Here is a 16,517-nt window from a genome sequence, read left to right on the forward strand (position 1 = left end):
ATCCTTTTTGTGAAGAGTTGATTACAATTGTTACAGATAATCGACATCAGTTAATTTTAGTCATTTTTTTGGTTTAACTGAATAGATAGTTCTGTTAGCTGTGCTTCACTTACTTCACTTGGTGCAGCTGTTAAAAGATCTGATGCTGATGCTGTTTTCGGGAATAAAATGGTATCGCGTAAGTTACTTCTACCCGTTAATAGCATGACAATACGATCCAATCCAAGGGCAATTCCACCATGTGGTGGGGCACCATATTCTAAAGCTTCTAGTAAGAACCCAAATTGTTCCTCTGCTTCTTCCTCAGTAAATCCTAGTACTTTAAACATTTCATTCTGCACTTCTCGTTTATAGATACGGATGGACCCTCCACCTAATTCATATCCATTTAATACAAGGTCATAAGCGTTGGCACGAACACTTCCAGGATCAGTAGATAATTTTTCAAAGTCTTCTTCAAAAGGCATGGTAAATGGATGGTGAGCTGCAAAATAGCGCCCTAGCTCTTCATCATACTCTAATAGTGGCCAATCTGTTACCCATAAGAAATTAAATTTGCTTTCATCGATTAATCCAAGCTCTTTACCTAGTTTTAATCTTAATGCACCGAGACTGTCATATACCACAGATGTTTTATCTGCAACAAATAATAATAAGTCCCCATCTTCCGTATTTGCACGTTCTGATAGTCCTTGTTTCTCGTCATCAGTAATGAACTTTGCAATCGGACCTTTTAATTCGTCGCCTTCTACTTTTAGCCAAGCTAAACCTTTTGCTCCATAAACTTTTACATATTCTGTTAATTTATCAATGTCTTTACGTGAAAAGTTAGCTGCTGCTCCCTTAACATTTAATAGCGCAACATTTCCGCCACTTTCAATGGCACTTTGGAATACTTTAAAGTCAGAGTTAGCTAAACAATCTGCTACGTGGATTAGCTCTAGCTCAAAACGAGTATCTGGTTTATCTGAACCATAACGATCCATTGCTTCTTGATACGGCATACGCTGTAATGGAAGCTCAACTTCAACATTATTTACCTCTTTCATAACTTGCTGCATCATGTGCTCTGTCATGGTCATAATTTCATCACTAGTCATGAAGGATGTCTCAATATCAATTTGCGTAAATTCTGGTTGGCGGTCTGCGCGTAAGTCTTCATCGCGGAAGCAACGTGCTATTTGATAATACTTTTCAAACCCACTCATCATAATTAACTGTTTAAATAACTGTGGAGACTGTGGTAATGCATAGAACTCACCTGGATGAACTCGACTAGGAACTAAATAGTCACGAGCTCCCTCTGGTGTACTTTTCGTTAATATCGGTGTCTCCATTTCTAAGAAACCATCATTATTTAAATAATTCCGGACTACTTGTGTGATTTGATGACGCTTTTTAAATGTTTCTTGAAGTGGAGCACGTCTCAAATCAATATAACGATATTTCAAACGCAAATCTTCCGAAACATCTGTTTCATCTTGTATTAGAAATGGCGGGTTTTTCGATTTATTTAGTACATTTATTTCATCAGCAATAACTTCCACTTTACCGGTTTCCATTAGTGGGTTAATGGTATTCTCATCACGTAACACAACCATTCCCTTTACTTCAATAACGTATTCACTACGAACATTTTCTGCTACCGCTAATGCTTCTTCATGCTTAGGATTAAATACAACTTGAATAATACCTGATTTATCACGAAGGTCGATAAAAATTAATCCACCTAAATCACGTCGTTTTTGTACCCAACCTTTTAGTAGAATTTCCTTTTCAACATCTGATTCCCGAATCATTCCGGCAAGTACTCTCTCACTCATACTATTTTCCTCCTAGTAGCTTTTCCTTCATTGTGTTTATTAATTGATTTAGAGGAACTTCAACTTGTTCACCCGTTGCCATCTCCTTAACGTTAATCACTTGCTTTTGTAATTCATCTTCTCCAAGAACTAAGACATATTTTGCCTTATAGCGGTCAGCGGCTTTAAATTGCGCTTTTACCTTTCTACCTTGGTAATCTTGATCTACTTGAATACCATGTTGGCGAAGCTCGTGTACTAATCGTACTGCTTCTTTTTTAGATCCTTCTCCTAGTGAAACTAAGAAACAGTCAAGCCCATCTTCTAATGGAATATCAACATTCTCCGCTTCTAGTGCCATTAACAATCGTTCAATACCCATTCCGAACCCAATCCCAGGTGTTGTAGGGCCACCCAGTTCTTCTACTAGACCGTTATATCTACCACCACCACAAAGGGTTGTAATTGCTCCAAATCCTTTTGCCTCACTCATAATCTCAAATGCTGTATGATTATAATAATCAAGTCCACGTACTAGATTTGGATCCACTTCATATGGGATTCCCATTAAATCTAAATAGCTTTTAACTTGTTCAAAGTATTCTTTTGATTCCTCATTCAGAAAATCTAAAATAGACGGTGCTGTATTCATGGAAGGGTGATTACGGTCCACTTTACAATCAAGTACCCTCATTGGATTTTGTTCTAGTCTTGATTGACAATCCTTACATAATTCATCTTTATGAGGGGTAAAGTGCTTAATCAAAGCATCTCTGTGATTTGTTCTACTTTCAACGTCACCTAGTGAATTTATTACTAGTTTTAAAGATGATAGTCCTAACTGTTTGTAAACAGTCATCGCTAAATCAATTACCTCTGCATCGACAGCAGGATCAGCACTACCCAAAACTTCTACACCGAATTGATTTAACTGACGCATTCTCCCTTGCTGTGGTCTTTCATAGCGAAACATTTGAGCAAAGTAGTAAAGCTTCACCGGTTGACTTGGTTCCCCATATAATTTATTTTGAACAAATGCCCTAGCCACAGAAGCTGTACCTTCAGGACGTAATGTTAAACTTCTTCCACCACGGTCCTCAAATGTGTACATTTCCTTTTGAACAATGTCTGTAGTATCTCCAACCCCACGTGCAAAAACTTCTGTATGCTCAAATAATGGTGTGCGAATTTCTTCATAATGGAAGTTATCGCAAATTCCTTTAATATTACTTTCAACGTACTGCCACTTTCTAGCATCCTTTGGTAGAATGTCAGCTGTACCCCTAGGTGCCTTAATTTCCATTCTTTACTCCTCCTTTTATTATGTAAATGAACGTAAAAACAACAAAAAACTCCCATCCCTAAAAAAAAGGGACGAGAGTAACCCGCGTTGCCACCCTAGTTGATGCAAATTGTGCATCCACCTTTCACAGTTAACGCCTGCAAAACGTCTATATTTACTAAGAAATCCGTTCAATATAGATCCTAAGGAATGTCTTTTACCAGATTGTTATGCAAAATGCTTACAGCCTAAGGCATTTTGTCTCTGTACATACATACTCTAGCTACTTTTTCCCTCATCGGAGTTTCATATAATTCGTTCATCATACGTGAATGAATATTATCATAATGTTTCAGAAGTAGAATGTCAAGTACGATTAATTTTTTTCTTTAAAGCTTTTACCTCTCCTAATGAAATACCAAGTTCTTGTGCAATTTCCATATGCCCTGACGAGTCTTGCATTTCAATAAAGCGATGTAAATTCACCCCAAAAATATCTCGGTTATTATGGGAACTCCAATGTTTTTCATTCATTCTCACAGTATTAGCCTCCTATTTTATAATCAACATTTTTTGTTTAATTAGTTACTATTTGATTAGACTGTGCGGTAACTATTGTTTAACTTCGGCTATGATTTTAATAAAGGTAACTGCTAAGATACCACTCCGGCAGAATACTTCGCTTTCCACGGGCACGGCCTCAGCCTCCTCGCGGAAAGAGCACCGCTGCGGGGGTCTTCGGACACGTGCTATTCCCGTAGGACAAATGTTTTCGGTGGGGCGAGTAATCGCAGTCCCAAGGAAAGCTTCGGCAGCATGACATCGCACGAAGAAAATTGATTTTTATTTTCGAGGAGTCTCCGTATTCTGCCTGTGTTAGTTAGAACTTCCGATTTATGGATTGTTTGTAACGCATTTTTTAGTAATTTAGAACAATAATTCTAATTCACTATCAGCGGAGTGTATTTCCCCCGCGGGTTCGTTGCTCAGCAAAAATAATTAGTTATCGCACAGCTTCCATCTTCTATTCATTAATTCCATCTGTGCTAAATTAACAGTAATCTTTAGAAAATGTTTTTTTCATAAGACTAGCTTTGCCTATTTCGACAATATTTATTAGAATAGAAAAGAAATAGTTATTGATGAATTAGGAGGAAGTCTTTTGCGAAAAAGAAAAATATTGGTAATAATGCTTTGTCTGGCACTTGTTGGTTGGAATTATCCGATAACTGCTAGTACAAATGAAGTTGTCATTAACGAAGATAATTTAAATCTGAGGAGTGGCCCTGGTACTAATTACGAAAATTTAGGACAAGTACATAAGGGTGATATATATACAAAAGTTGGGGAACAATCAGGATGGGTTGAAATACAATTAGAGGGGTTTACAGCATGGGTATCCTCTGAATTTGTATCAAAACAAGAAGATTTCTCTGATACGACAGTTCCAACCAATAATAAAGATTCAACTGATACCGACACAGTAACAGATTCAACCAATACAGAAGAAAGTACTGTACAAAAAACAATTAAAATACCTTACAACAAAACACAAATTCGTAATGGTCCCTCTACTGAACATGATATAATAAACTTGGTAAAAGAGGGTGAAGAACTTCAGGTTATAGGGGAAACTGATAAATGGTTTAAAGTAAAGCTAGATGATTCTGAAGGATATGTTTTCAAAGAATTAGTAGATGAAAGCAACGAAGAATTAACCGACGGGGTAAAAGGAAAAACAATAGTTATTGATCCTGGCCATGGCGGTGATGATTCTGGCGCATTAGGCAATAATGGCATTTATGAAAAAGATTTAACATATAAGACTGCGGATATATTAGCACAGGAACTCATTCTGCTCGGTGCTGAAGTTATTATGACAAGAGATCAGGAGACATTCGTGACGCTTGAAAGTAGAGCAACACTTTCCAACGTTGAAAATGCAGATGCTTTTATTAGCTTACACTACAATAGTGTACCTGATTTACCAAATGTGACTGGAATTGGTACATATTACCACCAGGAACAATACGAGCCCTTGGCTAATTACATTCAAGAAGAAATTATTAAGGAGTCAGGCGATCGTGATCGTGGAGTAGATTTCGGTGATTTCCAAGTTATTCGTCAAAATTTAATGCCATCTGTTTTAATAGAACTTGGCTTTATATCGAATCCCGAAATTGAACAATTATTATTAACAAATGTTTATCAAGAAAAGCTAGTTTCAGGTATTGTTAATGGTTTACAGCGTTATTTCTCCATTCAATAATCTAAAATAGTGACATATCTGGTTCATTACTAACCATAATCCTGTTTTCAAATTTAAAATCAAAAAGCATCCCAAAAGTTAGATTTTTTACTCTAACTTTTGGGATGCAGCACTATTCAGGTGACTTTTTTGGATTTGTCCTAGTAACCAAGCTGATTCAGTTACTTTTTTTAAAAAAGCGACCATCTAATTGATGATCATTATTATACTAATATGCTCATCTATCTTTACTATCTAAAATTAAAGTAACCGGTCCAACGTTTGTCAGCATAACATCCATCATCGCACCAAATTTTCCAGTCTCTACTATTACTCCTTCCGTACGGATCAAATCATTAAATTGCTCATACAGGTCATTTGCCTTGTCAGGTTTCGCTGCTTGCATGAAGTTCGGTCTTCTACCTTTTCTTGTATCTCCATACAACGTGAATTGTGAGACAGATAGGATTTCACCGTCCACATCTTTTAAAGATAAGTTCATTTTTTCGTTTTCATCTTCAAAAATACGTAAATTAACGATTTTATTAACTAGATATTTTGCATCATCTATTGTATCTTCATGAGTAACTCCTAATAATACTACAAATCCATTAGAAATTTTACCAACCACATCTTTATTAACGGTAACCGATGCATTTATTGCACGTTGAACAACAGCCCTCATTCAAAAAACTCCTTTTCAATATGTAAAAAACCCCATAATAGTAATGGGGCTATTGTATTGTTCTAGTTACGGTATAAACATCTTTAATTTGTTTTATCCGTTCAACAATTTTTCTTAAGTGCTCTGTATTATGAATCAAAATTGTAATCTGAATAATCGCCATCTTGTTACGGTCAGAACGACCATTTACATGGGTAATATTTGTTTTTGTTTCATTGACAGCTTGTAGAACTTCATTTAAAAGACCTCTTCTATCGTAGCCAGAAATATCTAAATCAACATGATAATGTTTCTGTGTTTGATCTTCTTCCCATTCAACATGTAAATGGCGTTCCATTGCTTCTTCTGTTAGTACATTCGGACAATCGGAACGGTGAACGGAAACTCCACGTCCTTTTGTAATATATCCAATTATTTCATCACCCGGAACAGGATTACAGCATTTGGAAAGACGAACTAGTAGGTTATCTACACCTTCTACAATAACTCCAGAGTCCTTTTTATACTTTTTCTTTTCTTTTTCTTTATACTCGTTTTTCGCTCCTTCGAGTGTTTGAGCAAAATCTTGTTCTTTTTGACGAGTCTGGCGAATTTTATCGGTTAACCTTGTCGCAACCAGTGCAGCTGTTATGCCTTGATAACCAACTGCAGCGTATAGATCCTCATCAGAAATAAAGTTAAAACGTTCATATACTCGTTTTAAGTTTTCTTCCGTTAATGCTTCTTTTGGTTCTATACCTAGGGATCGAATTTCTTTATCAACTAACTCCTTACCCTTAGCAATGTTTTCATCACGACGTTGTTTTTTAAAGAATGCTCTAATTTTGTTTTTGGCTTGTGAAGTTTGGGTAATCTTTAGCCAATCCTGTGAAGGTCCATAGGAATGCTTAGACGTCATAACTTCAATTATATCGCCATTTTTCAATTCATAATCAAGTGGCTCCATTTTACCATTTATTTTTGCTCCAATGGTTTGGTTACCAATTTCCGTATGAATTCGATAAGCAAAGTCAAGTGGAACAGAACCAGAAGGAAGTTCTATCACATCTCCTTTTGGTGTAAATACATAAACCATATCAGAGAATAGATCAACTTTTAATGATTCTACAAATTCTTCTGCATCATGTGTTTCACTTTGCCAATCTAATATTTCACGAAACCAGGTTAATTTTTCTTCAAAAGACTTCTTATCCTTATTTACTTGCTTTCCTTCTTTATAGGCCCAGTGTGCAGCGATACCATATTCTGCAATTTCATGCATTTCATTAGTACGAATTTGTACTTCTAATGGATCGCCCTTAGGACCTATAACAGTCGTATGCAAGGACTGGTAAAGATTTTGCTTTGGCATCGCGATATAATCTTTAAATCTACCAGGCATCGGCTTCCAACAAGTATGGATAATTCCTAACACAGCATAACAATCTTTAATACTGTTGACCAGAATACGAACAGCCAATAAGTCATAAATCTCATTAAATTGCTTATTTTGCTTATACATCTTTTGATAAATACTGTAAAGATGCTTTGGCCTACCCGAGATGTCTGCTTCGATGTTAACATCGATTAGTTGGTTTGTTACTTCATCAATTACTTCCTCAATATACGATTCACGTTGTTCACGTTTCTGTTTCATTAGTTGAACAATACGATAATATTGCTGTGGATTTAAATAACGTAAAGAAATGTCCTCAAGTTCCCATTTAATCGTGGAAATCCCTAGACGATGTGCTAAAGGAGCGAAAATTTCTATTGTTTCATTTGCCTTTTGGCGCTGCTTTTCTGGAGGTAAAAACTTCAATGTACGCATATTGTGTAATCTATCTGCTAATTTAATTAGAATTACACGGATATCCTTTGCCATGGCAACAAACATTTTTCGGTGATTTTCTGCTTGTTGTGCCTCTTTAGATTGATATTTAATTTTCCCTAGTTTCGTTACACCATCAACAAGCATAGCAACTTCTCTATTAAACTCTTCCTCAATCATTTCAAGTGTAATTTCGGTATCCTCTACAACATCATGTAAAAAACCGCCAGCTATTGTCACAGGATCCATTTTTAAATCTACTAAGATCCCAGCAACTTGAATAGGGTGAATGATATACGCTTCCCCAGACTTACGATACTGATCCTTATGGGCTTTTTCTGCATATTCAAAAGCCCTATAAATAAAACTCACATCTTCTGCAGAAAGATACCCACGTGCTTTCTCTATTAATTGTTCAATTGTTATAATGTCACTCTTTGCCATATTATCACCTTTTATTGTAGAAGATACTTACATACTAGTATCGAAAAGTTTGTCGTAAATGTAAAGAAAAATTTATACTTACGTATTAGAAGAGGTCTGATGAAAGCTTCTTCTCATCAGACCTAATCATCATAATTAGTATTTCATTAATGTTAACACATCATAGCCTTTAAGTTTATCTAAACCGTCTAGGTAAGATAACTCAATCAGGAATGCACATCCAACAACGATACCACCTAGTTCTTCTACTAATTGGATTGTTGCTTCGATAGTACCACCGGTTGCTAACAAGTCGTCTGTTATTAATACGCGTTGTCCAGGCTTAATAGCATCTTTATGGATTGTTAACACGTTTTGTCCATATTCTAAACCGTAATCTACTTTGATAACCTCACGTGGTAATTTTCCTTCTTTTCTCACAGGTGCAAACCCTACCTCAAGAGCATAGGATACTGGACATCCAACGATAAATCCTCTTGCTTCTGGACCTACTACAAGATCAATTTTTTTATCTTTTGCAAACTCAACTATTTCATCAACTGCAGATTTAAAGGCTTTTCCATTATCCATTAATGGCGTAATATCTTTAAATTCAATACCTTCTTTAGGCCAATCCTTTACAATTTTAATATATTGTTTATAATCCATGGGTTACTTCCTCCTTAGGTTTAGCCAACTGTTCCATACTATCTTGAAACCATTTCATTAATTCATCATAGGTTGCATAATAGAGGATTTTTTCAATTTCAGCTTGCTTCACTCTTTCTTGGTAAACATTTGCTTCTTGCAAATCTTTTTTCTGTGGTGTGCTATTTAATAAAATAAGTCCATTATTTATATTAACAAATTCTAACTCAGAAAACACGTTTAACATAAAACGAACCGTATCTTTAGTCCAGCCCTTAGCGTGTAATATGGCATTTAATTCTTTTTGAATATCTAATTCTTTTCTTTTCCATATTAAAGAATATAACCATTTAAAATCTTCTCTAGTCGGAAAAGCAGATAAATAAGCACTGTTTTCCACATAGAAACAAGCATGAATACACAAAGGCTTAACCTTATTAATAAATTCTTTTAAGTCATCTAAATTAGGAGGTAAATCAAATAGATATAATACTTCTACTTCCTCAACTAATTCAAACGCTTGCTCATAAGTAACTTCCCTAATACCTTCTGGAAATGCATGATGGTTCTGGCTATTTTCATTATACAGTAGTATATGATTATCAAATTGGTGAAGATAATTTGTTAAGTCTGTCTGTTTCTTTCCTCGATGGTCAAATAATTGCCACTCATTAATTCTCATATCCTCAACGACTAGTTGTGGTTTTCGAATGCCATTCCATTCATTAATTCCTAATTCACCTACTATAGATACTGTTGCGTTAGGAGAAATACAATGGAATAGATCACCCATACCAAAGGCTATTCCTTCTATTGAATATTTATCATCTTTAAATAGTAGTTTTAGATGTTTTTTCATGTTACCTAATTGCCTTACATCTACTGGCTTTGAATGGATAGTAAATTTCGGCTTAGGATTAGCCATACCAAAAGGAGCTAACAGACTTATATCATCAATAAGTTCTTCCGTAACATCAGAAAGCTCAAGTGTTTTACTAATTAGTATTTCTTGTTTAAAATCTTCACTTGATAATTCTTGACTAATAATATTATCAAGTTTCTCTTCTAGTAACGGAACATTTTCAATCGGCAAAGTCATTCCAGCCGCTTGAGAATGTCCTCCAAAATGAGTGAAAATATCTTTTATTTGCATGCAACTTTGGAAAAAGTCAAAGGCAGGAATACTTCTTGCAGATCCTTTTGCTGTACCATCTGCTTCATTAATCGCAAGCACAATGGCTGGTCGGTCATATTTTCTTACCAACCTAGATGCAACAATGCCCAGCACTCCCTGATTCCATCCTTCTTTTGCAACAACAATTACACCCTTTTCAGAATCAATTCTAATTGATTCTTCCACTTCTTTGACAATAGAAGCTACAACCTTCTGACGCTCTTGATTTAACTGATCAACCATTTTAGCAAGGTCTTCAGCTTCTTGCCTGTCATCGGTCATTAGAAGATGCACTGCTAAATCTGCATCTTGAAGTCTGCCAACAGCATTTAAACGAGGTCCTATTTGAAAGCCAATATCCTCTTCTGTTGTTTTTCCTTCTATATTGCAAAGTTTTTTTAAGGCAATAAGGCCTTCTCTTTTCGTGTTGGATAATTTAAGTAAACCAAAATATGCTAATATACGGTTTTCATTAACTAATGGCACTAAATCTGCAATGGTTCCTATTACTACTAAATCCAATAAATGATCTGGAAAATACCCAAGTAAGGCTTCGGCTAATTTGAATGCTACCCCTGCTCCAGCTAATTCTTTAAACGGATAATCGGGTGAACATTTAGGATGTATAATTGCAAATGCATCAGGTAGTTCTTCTTGTGGTTCATGGTGATCTGTAATAATCAAATCAATTCCAAGTTCTTTAGCCACCTTTGCCTCATGTACAGAAGCAATTCCTGTATCTACTGTAATAATTAGTTTGAATCCTTCTGAACTTGCCTGTCTAAAAGCAGTTTCATTAGGGCCATAACCTTCAGTAAAACGATTTGGTATATAAAAGTCACAATTCGCACCTAGTTCTTCTAGTGTCTTGATCAGTATTGTTGTAGAACTAACACCATCAGCATCATAATCGCCAAAAACAAGTATCTTTTCATTTGCTTCAATCGCTTGCAACACTCGATCTTTAGCTACGGTCATCGATGCCATTCTATTTGGATTAATTAACAGATCAGTGGACGGTTTCAAGAAACTTTGTATTTCTTCAGCTGTTGTCAAGCCACGTTGTAAAAGCAATTCTTTTATCACGGGAGATAATTCGCTTGAGTCATCCATCCAATCATCTATATTATCTTGTATGCTAGCAAATTTCCAATTCGACTTGCTTCGTAACATAAATTCACCCCTGACTAATCTATTATACACAAATACAGTCAGGGGTAGCAATTAAAATTCTAGTTAGATTTATCTGATTGATTTTCCACTTCTGGTTGATAGACAATTTCTGTCCCTATTAATTCCGTTTCATCTACTAACTGGGTTAATTTTTGATTTTCTTTTTTTAACAATTTAATTTCTCGTTGCATCTTAAACATACGTACCATACCTACAGCTGCTGTAATAATACCTCCCATCAATACTGAAAAAAGGATAACAAGGATTAAGGGCGATTCTAGTTCCCAGAAAAAATAAGTTACTTCAACCGGATTAACATTTGTGACCGCGAATATCGCTACTAATATCATAAATATAATGGCGATAATGACAAAAGTTTGTCCTTTCATACTAAATACTCCTCCTTATATACATGATATTTTATACAACATAATAAAAAAAATCCCCTAGGCTCAAGCCCAGGGGATTTTTATATTAGACCTGTGGTCCTTCCACACGTTTTTTCTTTCTAAAATCAAGTGGCTTTTCTTTAATATTCTTCCCACGCCATACTAACCATAGTTGAGTAGCAAGGAATAGTGAAGAGTAAAGTCCAGCAATAATGCCAACAGCTAAGGCAATTCCAAATCCTTGAATTGGATCTGCTCCAAGGAATAAGAATGCTAGTACGGCTATTAAGGTTGTAATCGTAGTATTCATTGTTCTAGTCATAGTTTGAACAATACTTTTATTAGTTATACTTGCAAGATCTTTAAAGGTTTTAACAGGTTTTTTCTCTCTCTGTATATTTTCCCGTATTCGGTCAAATGTTACAATGGTTGCATTAATGGAATAACCAATTATCGTTAGAATTGCGGCAACAATTGTAACGTCAAATTCTATTCTAAAAATACTAAAGACTGTTAGCATTATAAATACATCATGTAATAATGCAATTATTGCTGCTATCGCAAAGAAGAACTCAAAGCGGAAAGCAACATATATAATCATACCTATAGATGCAATAGCAAGTGCATAAATGGCATTTTTAATAAGCTCTTCTCCAACAATTGATGAGACTACACTTACGCTAGGTTCAACATCATATTTTTCTAAGAAATATGCTTTTAATTCAGCAATTTTATCTTCCTCTATTACATCATCATAGCGAATTACCGCAATCTCATTATTCTCACCTGAAAGTACAGGAGATTTTTCTTCTAAACCTAGTTTTTCAAGGTCTGCCATAATTTCTTCCGCGTTCAAGCTTTCCTCAGCAATAATTTGTACCCTTGAACCACTTGTGAAGTCAATTCCAGGATTTAATCTAAATACAGCTAAAGAAACAGCACCAATAATAAGTAGGATTATAGTAAATATAAAGAATTTCTTACGTTTATCAACAAAGTTCCATTCTCTATTCAAGAATTTAGCTGGAACCTCTGATTTATCTTTAATATCTTTAATTTCCGATCTTTTTAAACCAAACCAACTTGGATTATTCTTCAGGAATTTAGCTTTTAGCCATAATTGAAGTAACCATTTTGTACCATATACTGCTGTTAAGAAACTGACAAGGATACTAATAATCAACATAGTAGCAAACCCTTTAACGGAGCTTGTCCCAAAAGCAAATAGCACAGCAGCAGCTAGAATAGTTGTAATATTGGCATCTAGAATTGCTCTAAATGAGTTACTTGTTCCTGCTTTAAATGATGCATGTAGTGATTTTCCTTCTCGTAACTCTTCCTTAATACGTTCAAATGTTATGACGTTTGCGTCTACGGCCATACCAACTCCAAGTATTAAAGCGGCTATTCCAGGTAAAGTAAGAACACCGTTGAGAGCCTCAAAAATTACTATTACTAAAAATGTGTAAGCACTTAACGAAATAACTGAAATTACACCTAAAAAACGATAAACAACTATCATGAATAAGAAAATAATAGCAATACCAATAATACCAGCCATCACAGTTTCATTTAACGCTTGCTCACCAAATTGTGCCCCAACAGAAGTAGAGAATAGTTCCTCCATGTCAGCAGGTAATGATCCAGAATTGATAATATCTGCAAGGTATTGTGCAGATTCAACGGTAAAGTTTCCACTTATCATAACATCTGTACCCGGAATTGGATTCTTAACACCTGGTGCAGAAATATACTTGTGATCCTCTTTTAGTGCCTCCGCTTTAAACGAATCCCCTTCTTGGAAATCCATCCAAATAACCAATAAGTCCTCTCTCTCGGTTGGAGGGATGGCATCACTAACATATTTCTTAGATAGTTCCGTAGTCACCTCTGTTAACTTCTTGGCATCTTTAACTTGTAGTGTAACGATTGGAGCATTGGTCGTTGGATCGAAGTCCTGTTTGGCACTTCCTTCTTTAATATCTGCCCCATCCAATAACACATTATCATTTACATCACGAAATGATAGTCTTGCACTAGTTGCTAACATTTCTCGTGCTTGCGTTTGGTCCTCAACACCAGCTAGCTGTACTCGAATTCGGTCTTCCCCTTCAATATCAATTACAGCTTCACTGATTCCAAGTTTATTTACCCTGTCATTTAGTAATTGAACAGTGGATTCTAATAAATCACGGGTCGTTTCTTGTGTTTTGTCAATAGGTTCTACCTTATATAGCACCTCAAATCCACCTTGTAAATCTAGCCCAAGATTAACATCATTTGCAATCTTAGGTGTAAATAATCCGATAATAAGTCCTAATGCAATCACTATTAGGAAAAAGGATATAATGCGTCCTTTATTTTTCATAAAACTTTTCCTCCTTAAACTGTATCAAATACAAATATGTAAAAATGCATTTGTTAGGAAATTAACTTTTCCCTGTCAGCGCTGCGATGGAAGCCAATAAGTCATCGTCTTGATACGCATCAATTGTTAAATAACTCATGTAAATATTAGAACTCAAGTGAAATATGTCTTGGACAACCTCATATAATCTTTTTTCAGGATTACCTTTCCACACTTTTTTGACAAGGCACATCCAAATATCCTCATCAGTCGCTTTAGGATAACCCATCAATTGTAATTCTTCAGCTTTACTTTTTAAAACTGGTAATAATTCCTGTTTCCATGATTCTACAGCCTTTACCAATTCCAAGACCTTCACCTCTTCAAGAAAGAATTCATTTCATAGTACAAGTTGTCATGCTTGGACACTAATCTTGCATATATATCATTGTATATGAAATTTTATTTTTTGAGAAGGCAGGTTATCGATGTTGTCTAAACAAACTTTCTTACAAGGCACACTTATCTTAATTTTAGCTGGTATGATTACTAGGTTTTTAGGGTTTATTAACCGTTTAGTGGTTGCTAGACTGATGGGTGAGGAAGGTATCGGTTTATATATGATGGCCCTCCCTACTCTCTTTTTAGTTATGACTCTTACGCAACTCGGACTACCTGTAGCAATTTCAAAACGAGTGGCCGAAGCAGATGCACGAAATGATAGAGCTAAAATAAAACGTATATTAGTGGTCTCTATTATCATAACATCAATTTCAAGTATTTTCTTCACCGTTGTTATGATCTTTGCAGCCCCATTTATAGCGACAACACTGCTAACAGATGATCGAACACTTTATCCAATAATAGCAGTAAGCCCAATTATCCCAATTGTTGCCGTCTCTTCTGTATTACGAGGTTATTTTCAGGGAATGCAAAATATGAAACCGCAAAGCTATTCACAAGTAATCGAACAAATTGTTCGCATCAGTTGTGTTGCCTTATTTGTAAATATATTACTGCCTTATGGTGTGGAATTTGCCGCAGCCGGAGCAATGTTTAGTGTTATTTTAGGCGAATTTGTCTCCTTACTTTATATGATTTATCAATTTAAAAGCAAGAAAACCATACGTATCAGGCATCGTTTCTTCAATTATCTTAAATCAAGCAAACAAACAATCAAAGAACTATTCTCTATCGCCCTTCCAAGTACCGGTAGTAGAATGATAAGTTCATTTTCAAATTTCTTAGAACCTATTATTGTTGCACATAGTCTTACCCTTGCAGGAGTCTCCAGTGTCATGGTGACAAGGCAGTATGGGGAGCTAACCGGATTTGTCCTTCCATTATTATTTTTACCAACCTTTATCACTCAATCTTTATCGATAGCACTTGTACCAAATATCTCGGAAGCTGAAGCGACAGAGAATAAGAAATTAATCCATTACCGAATACACCAGTCTATTCGTATTTCATTTGCTTCAGGTGCAATTGCTACTGTAATATTATCTATTTTTGCCGTACCGATTTTATCATTTATGTATGGAACGTCAAACGCAAGTACAATTCTAATATTTATGGCGCCTTTTTATATTTTACTCTATATCCAATCTCCATTACAAGCAGCACTCCAAGCATTAGACCTTGCTAAACCAGCCATGTGGAATAGTCTGATTGGAGCTGTTGTAAAATTTATTGTTTTATTTATTCTTGCTTCCAATGAAAGCTTTGGAATTATGGGTGTCGCTATTGCGATGTCTATCGGTGTTATTCTTATTACATTATTACATTTAGCATCATTACGGAAGGAAATTAATTTCTATATACCAATTAAAGATATTGCTAAGATGGTAGCATTAATTCTCATTACATGGGGACTAGGTAAATTAATATATGACATTTATGTAAACTACGATCCAAACATCTTACTATTTGGTTTGTCATTGATTGTTCTAACTATAATCTACATCATCCTACTTTTCATATTGAAATTTATATCAAGGGATGAATTAGAACAAATTCCGTTTTTACAAAAATGGATTCGATAGAGTTTTTATGTAATGGCCATTTCCTTCATACTTTTTGCTTTTTACTTTCGTTTTTGATTGGAAATGTGAAGTAACTAGAGCCCTTTAAACCGGAGCATGTGTCCGACTCAGGGAAACTTGGGACCTGTAAACCGGAGCATGAGCCCGACTCAGGGAAACTTGGGACCTTCAACCAAAACATGCACCCGACTCAGGGAAACTTGGGACCTTCAACCAAAACATGCGCCCGATACAGGAAAACTTGAGCCCTGTAACCAAAACATGCGCCCGACTCTGGGAAACTTGGGACCTTCAACCAAAACATGCGCCCGATACAGGAAAACTTGAGCCCTGTAAACCAGAGTATGCACCCGACTCTTGGTAAACTTGGGACCTTCAAACCGGCGCATGTGTCCTGTTCAAGAAACTAGAGAACTTGTTACTGCGCTCAGTTTATACAAATTATGTAATTAATTACAAGCTTTTCACTCTAAACTCAAAAGTAAATGTGT

The 16,517-nt window shown here is 35.6% G+C and carries 12 protein-coding genes and 1 other annotated feature; of the genes, 2 read left to right on the forward strand and 10 right to left on the reverse strand.

From position 1 onward, the window contains the following. Positions 1 to 56: 56 nt before the first annotated feature. The 3 genes from aspS to K332_RS24155 all read right to left on the reverse strand — a co-directional run bounded on the left by aspS (position 57) and on the right by K332_RS24155 (position 3,624). A complete protein-coding gene (gene aspS / locus K332_RS0104105) occupies positions 57 to 1,823 on the reverse strand; it encodes an aspartate--tRNA ligase (protein ID WP_026906306.1) in 1,767 nt (588 codons plus the stop codon). 1 nt (position 1,824) lies between these two features. Beyond that, entirely contained in the window at positions 1,825 to 3,105 is a 1,281-nt protein-coding gene (gene hisS, locus K332_RS0104110; protein ID WP_026906307.1) for a histidine--tRNA ligase, read from the reverse strand. Positions 3,106 to 3,169: 64 nt separating this feature from the next. Then, positions 3,170 to 3,392 (reverse strand) — a binding site (T-box leader). A 58-nt stretch (positions 3,393 to 3,450) separates the two neighbouring features. Next, the gene (locus K332_RS24155) at positions 3,451 to 3,624 is read right to left on the reverse strand and encodes a hypothetical protein (RefSeq protein ID WP_169727345.1); all 174 of its coding nucleotides are present in this window, start codon (positions 3,622 to 3,624) and stop codon (positions 3,451 to 3,453) included. 622 nt (positions 3,625 to 4,246) lie between these two features. Between K332_RS24155 and K332_RS0104125 the strand changes: the two genes are divergently transcribed. Beyond that, entirely contained in the window at positions 4,247 to 5,353 is a 1,107-nt protein-coding gene (locus K332_RS0104125) for an N-acetylmuramoyl-L-alanine amidase family protein (protein ID WP_026906308.1), read from the forward strand. Between the two features lie 217 nt (positions 5,354 to 5,570). Here the strand turns inward: K332_RS0104125 and dtd are convergent, their stop codons facing one another. The 7 genes from dtd to K332_RS0104160 all read right to left on the reverse strand — a co-directional run bounded on the left by dtd (position 5,571) and on the right by K332_RS0104160 (position 14,351). Next, positions 5,571 to 6,017 carry a D-aminoacyl-tRNA deacylase gene (gene dtd / locus K332_RS0104130; RefSeq protein WP_026906309.1) on the reverse strand — a complete coding sequence of 149 codons (447 nt, stop codon included), beginning with the start codon at positions 6,015 to 6,017 and terminating at the stop codon, positions 5,571 to 5,573. Positions 6,018 to 6,066: 49 nt separating this feature from the next. Further along, positions 6,067 to 8,271, reverse strand: coding sequence for a RelA/SpoT family protein (locus K332_RS0104135; protein ID WP_026906310.1), 2,205 nt, complete (start codon positions 8,269 to 8,271; stop codon positions 6,067 to 6,069). Between the two features lie 135 nt (positions 8,272 to 8,406). Beyond that, a complete protein-coding gene (locus K332_RS0104140) occupies positions 8,407 to 8,919 on the reverse strand; it encodes an adenine phosphoribosyltransferase (protein ID WP_026906311.1) in 513 nt (170 codons plus the stop codon). Continuing rightward, positions 8,909 to 11,245, reverse strand: a complete 2,337-nt coding sequence (gene recJ, locus K332_RS0104145; protein WP_026906312.1) for a single-stranded-DNA-specific exonuclease RecJ — start codon at positions 11,243 to 11,245, stop codon at positions 8,909 to 8,911. Before recJ ends, K332_RS0104140 begins: the two co-directional genes overlap by 11 nt. 59 nt (positions 11,246 to 11,304) lie before the next feature. Further along, a complete protein-coding gene (locus K332_RS0104150) occupies positions 11,305 to 11,634 on the reverse strand; it encodes a LapA family protein (RefSeq protein WP_026906313.1) in 330 nt (109 codons plus the stop codon). An 85-nt stretch (positions 11,635 to 11,719) separates the two neighbouring features. Then, complete coding sequence (gene secDF, locus K332_RS0104155) at positions 11,720 to 14,002, reverse strand: protein translocase subunit SecDF (protein ID WP_026906314.1); 2,283 nt, start codon at positions 14,000 to 14,002, stop codon at positions 11,720 to 11,722. 61 nt (positions 14,003 to 14,063) lie between these two features. Further along, the gene (locus K332_RS0104160) at positions 14,064 to 14,351 is read right to left on the reverse strand and encodes a post-transcriptional regulator (RefSeq protein WP_026906315.1); all 288 of its coding nucleotides are present in this window, start codon (positions 14,349 to 14,351) and stop codon (positions 14,064 to 14,066) included. 118 nt (positions 14,352 to 14,469) lie between these two features. Between K332_RS0104160 and spoVB the strand changes: the two genes are divergently transcribed. Beyond that, on the forward strand, positions 14,470 to 16,026 hold the full coding sequence (gene spoVB, locus K332_RS0104165; RefSeq protein ID WP_084287710.1) for a stage V sporulation protein B: 1,557 nt from the start codon (positions 14,470 to 14,472) through the stop codon (positions 16,024 to 16,026). The last annotated feature ends 491 nt before the right edge of the window (positions 16,027 to 16,517 follow it).

Origin of the sequence: Paucisalibacillus globulus DSM 18846, from assembly GCF_000482485.1 — a bacterium.
GTDB classification, from domain to species: Bacteria; Bacillota; Bacilli; order Bacillales; family Amphibacillaceae; genus Ornithinibacillus; species Ornithinibacillus globulus.

Bases quoted from the DNA above. Each gene is read 5' to 3' on its own strand.
- K332_RS0104135 (WP_026906310.1), bottom strand. From the start codon at position 8,271: ATGGCAAAGAGTGACATTATAACAATTGAACAATTAATAGAGAAAGCA.
- dtd (WP_026906309.1), bottom strand. From the start codon at position 6,017: ATGAGGGCTGTTGTTCAACGTGCAATAAATGCATCGGTTACCGTTAAT.
- K332_RS0104150 (WP_026906313.1), bottom strand. From the start codon at position 11,634: ATGAAAGGACAAACTTTTGTCATTATCGCCATTATATTTATGATATTA.
- hisS (WP_026906307.1), bottom strand. From the start codon at position 3,105: ATGGAAATTAAGGCACCTAGGGGTACAGCTGACATTCTACCAAAGGAT.
- K332_RS0104140 (WP_026906311.1), bottom strand. From the start codon at position 8,919: ATGGATTATAAACAATATATTAAAATTGTAAAGGATTGGCCTAAAGAA.
- secDF (WP_026906314.1), bottom strand. From the start codon at position 14,002: ATGAAAAATAAAGGACGCATTATATCCTTTTTCCTAATAGTGATTGCA.
- recJ (WP_026906312.1), bottom strand. From the start codon at position 11,245: ATGTTACGAAGCAAGTCGAATTGGAAATTTGCTAGCATACAAGATAAT.
- spoVB (WP_084287710.1), top strand. From the start codon at position 14,470: ATGTTGTCTAAACAAACTTTCTTACAAGGCACACTTATCTTAATTTTA.
- aspS (WP_026906306.1), bottom strand. From the start codon at position 1,823: ATGAGTGAGAGAGTACTTGCCGGAATGATTCGGGAATCAGATGTTGAA.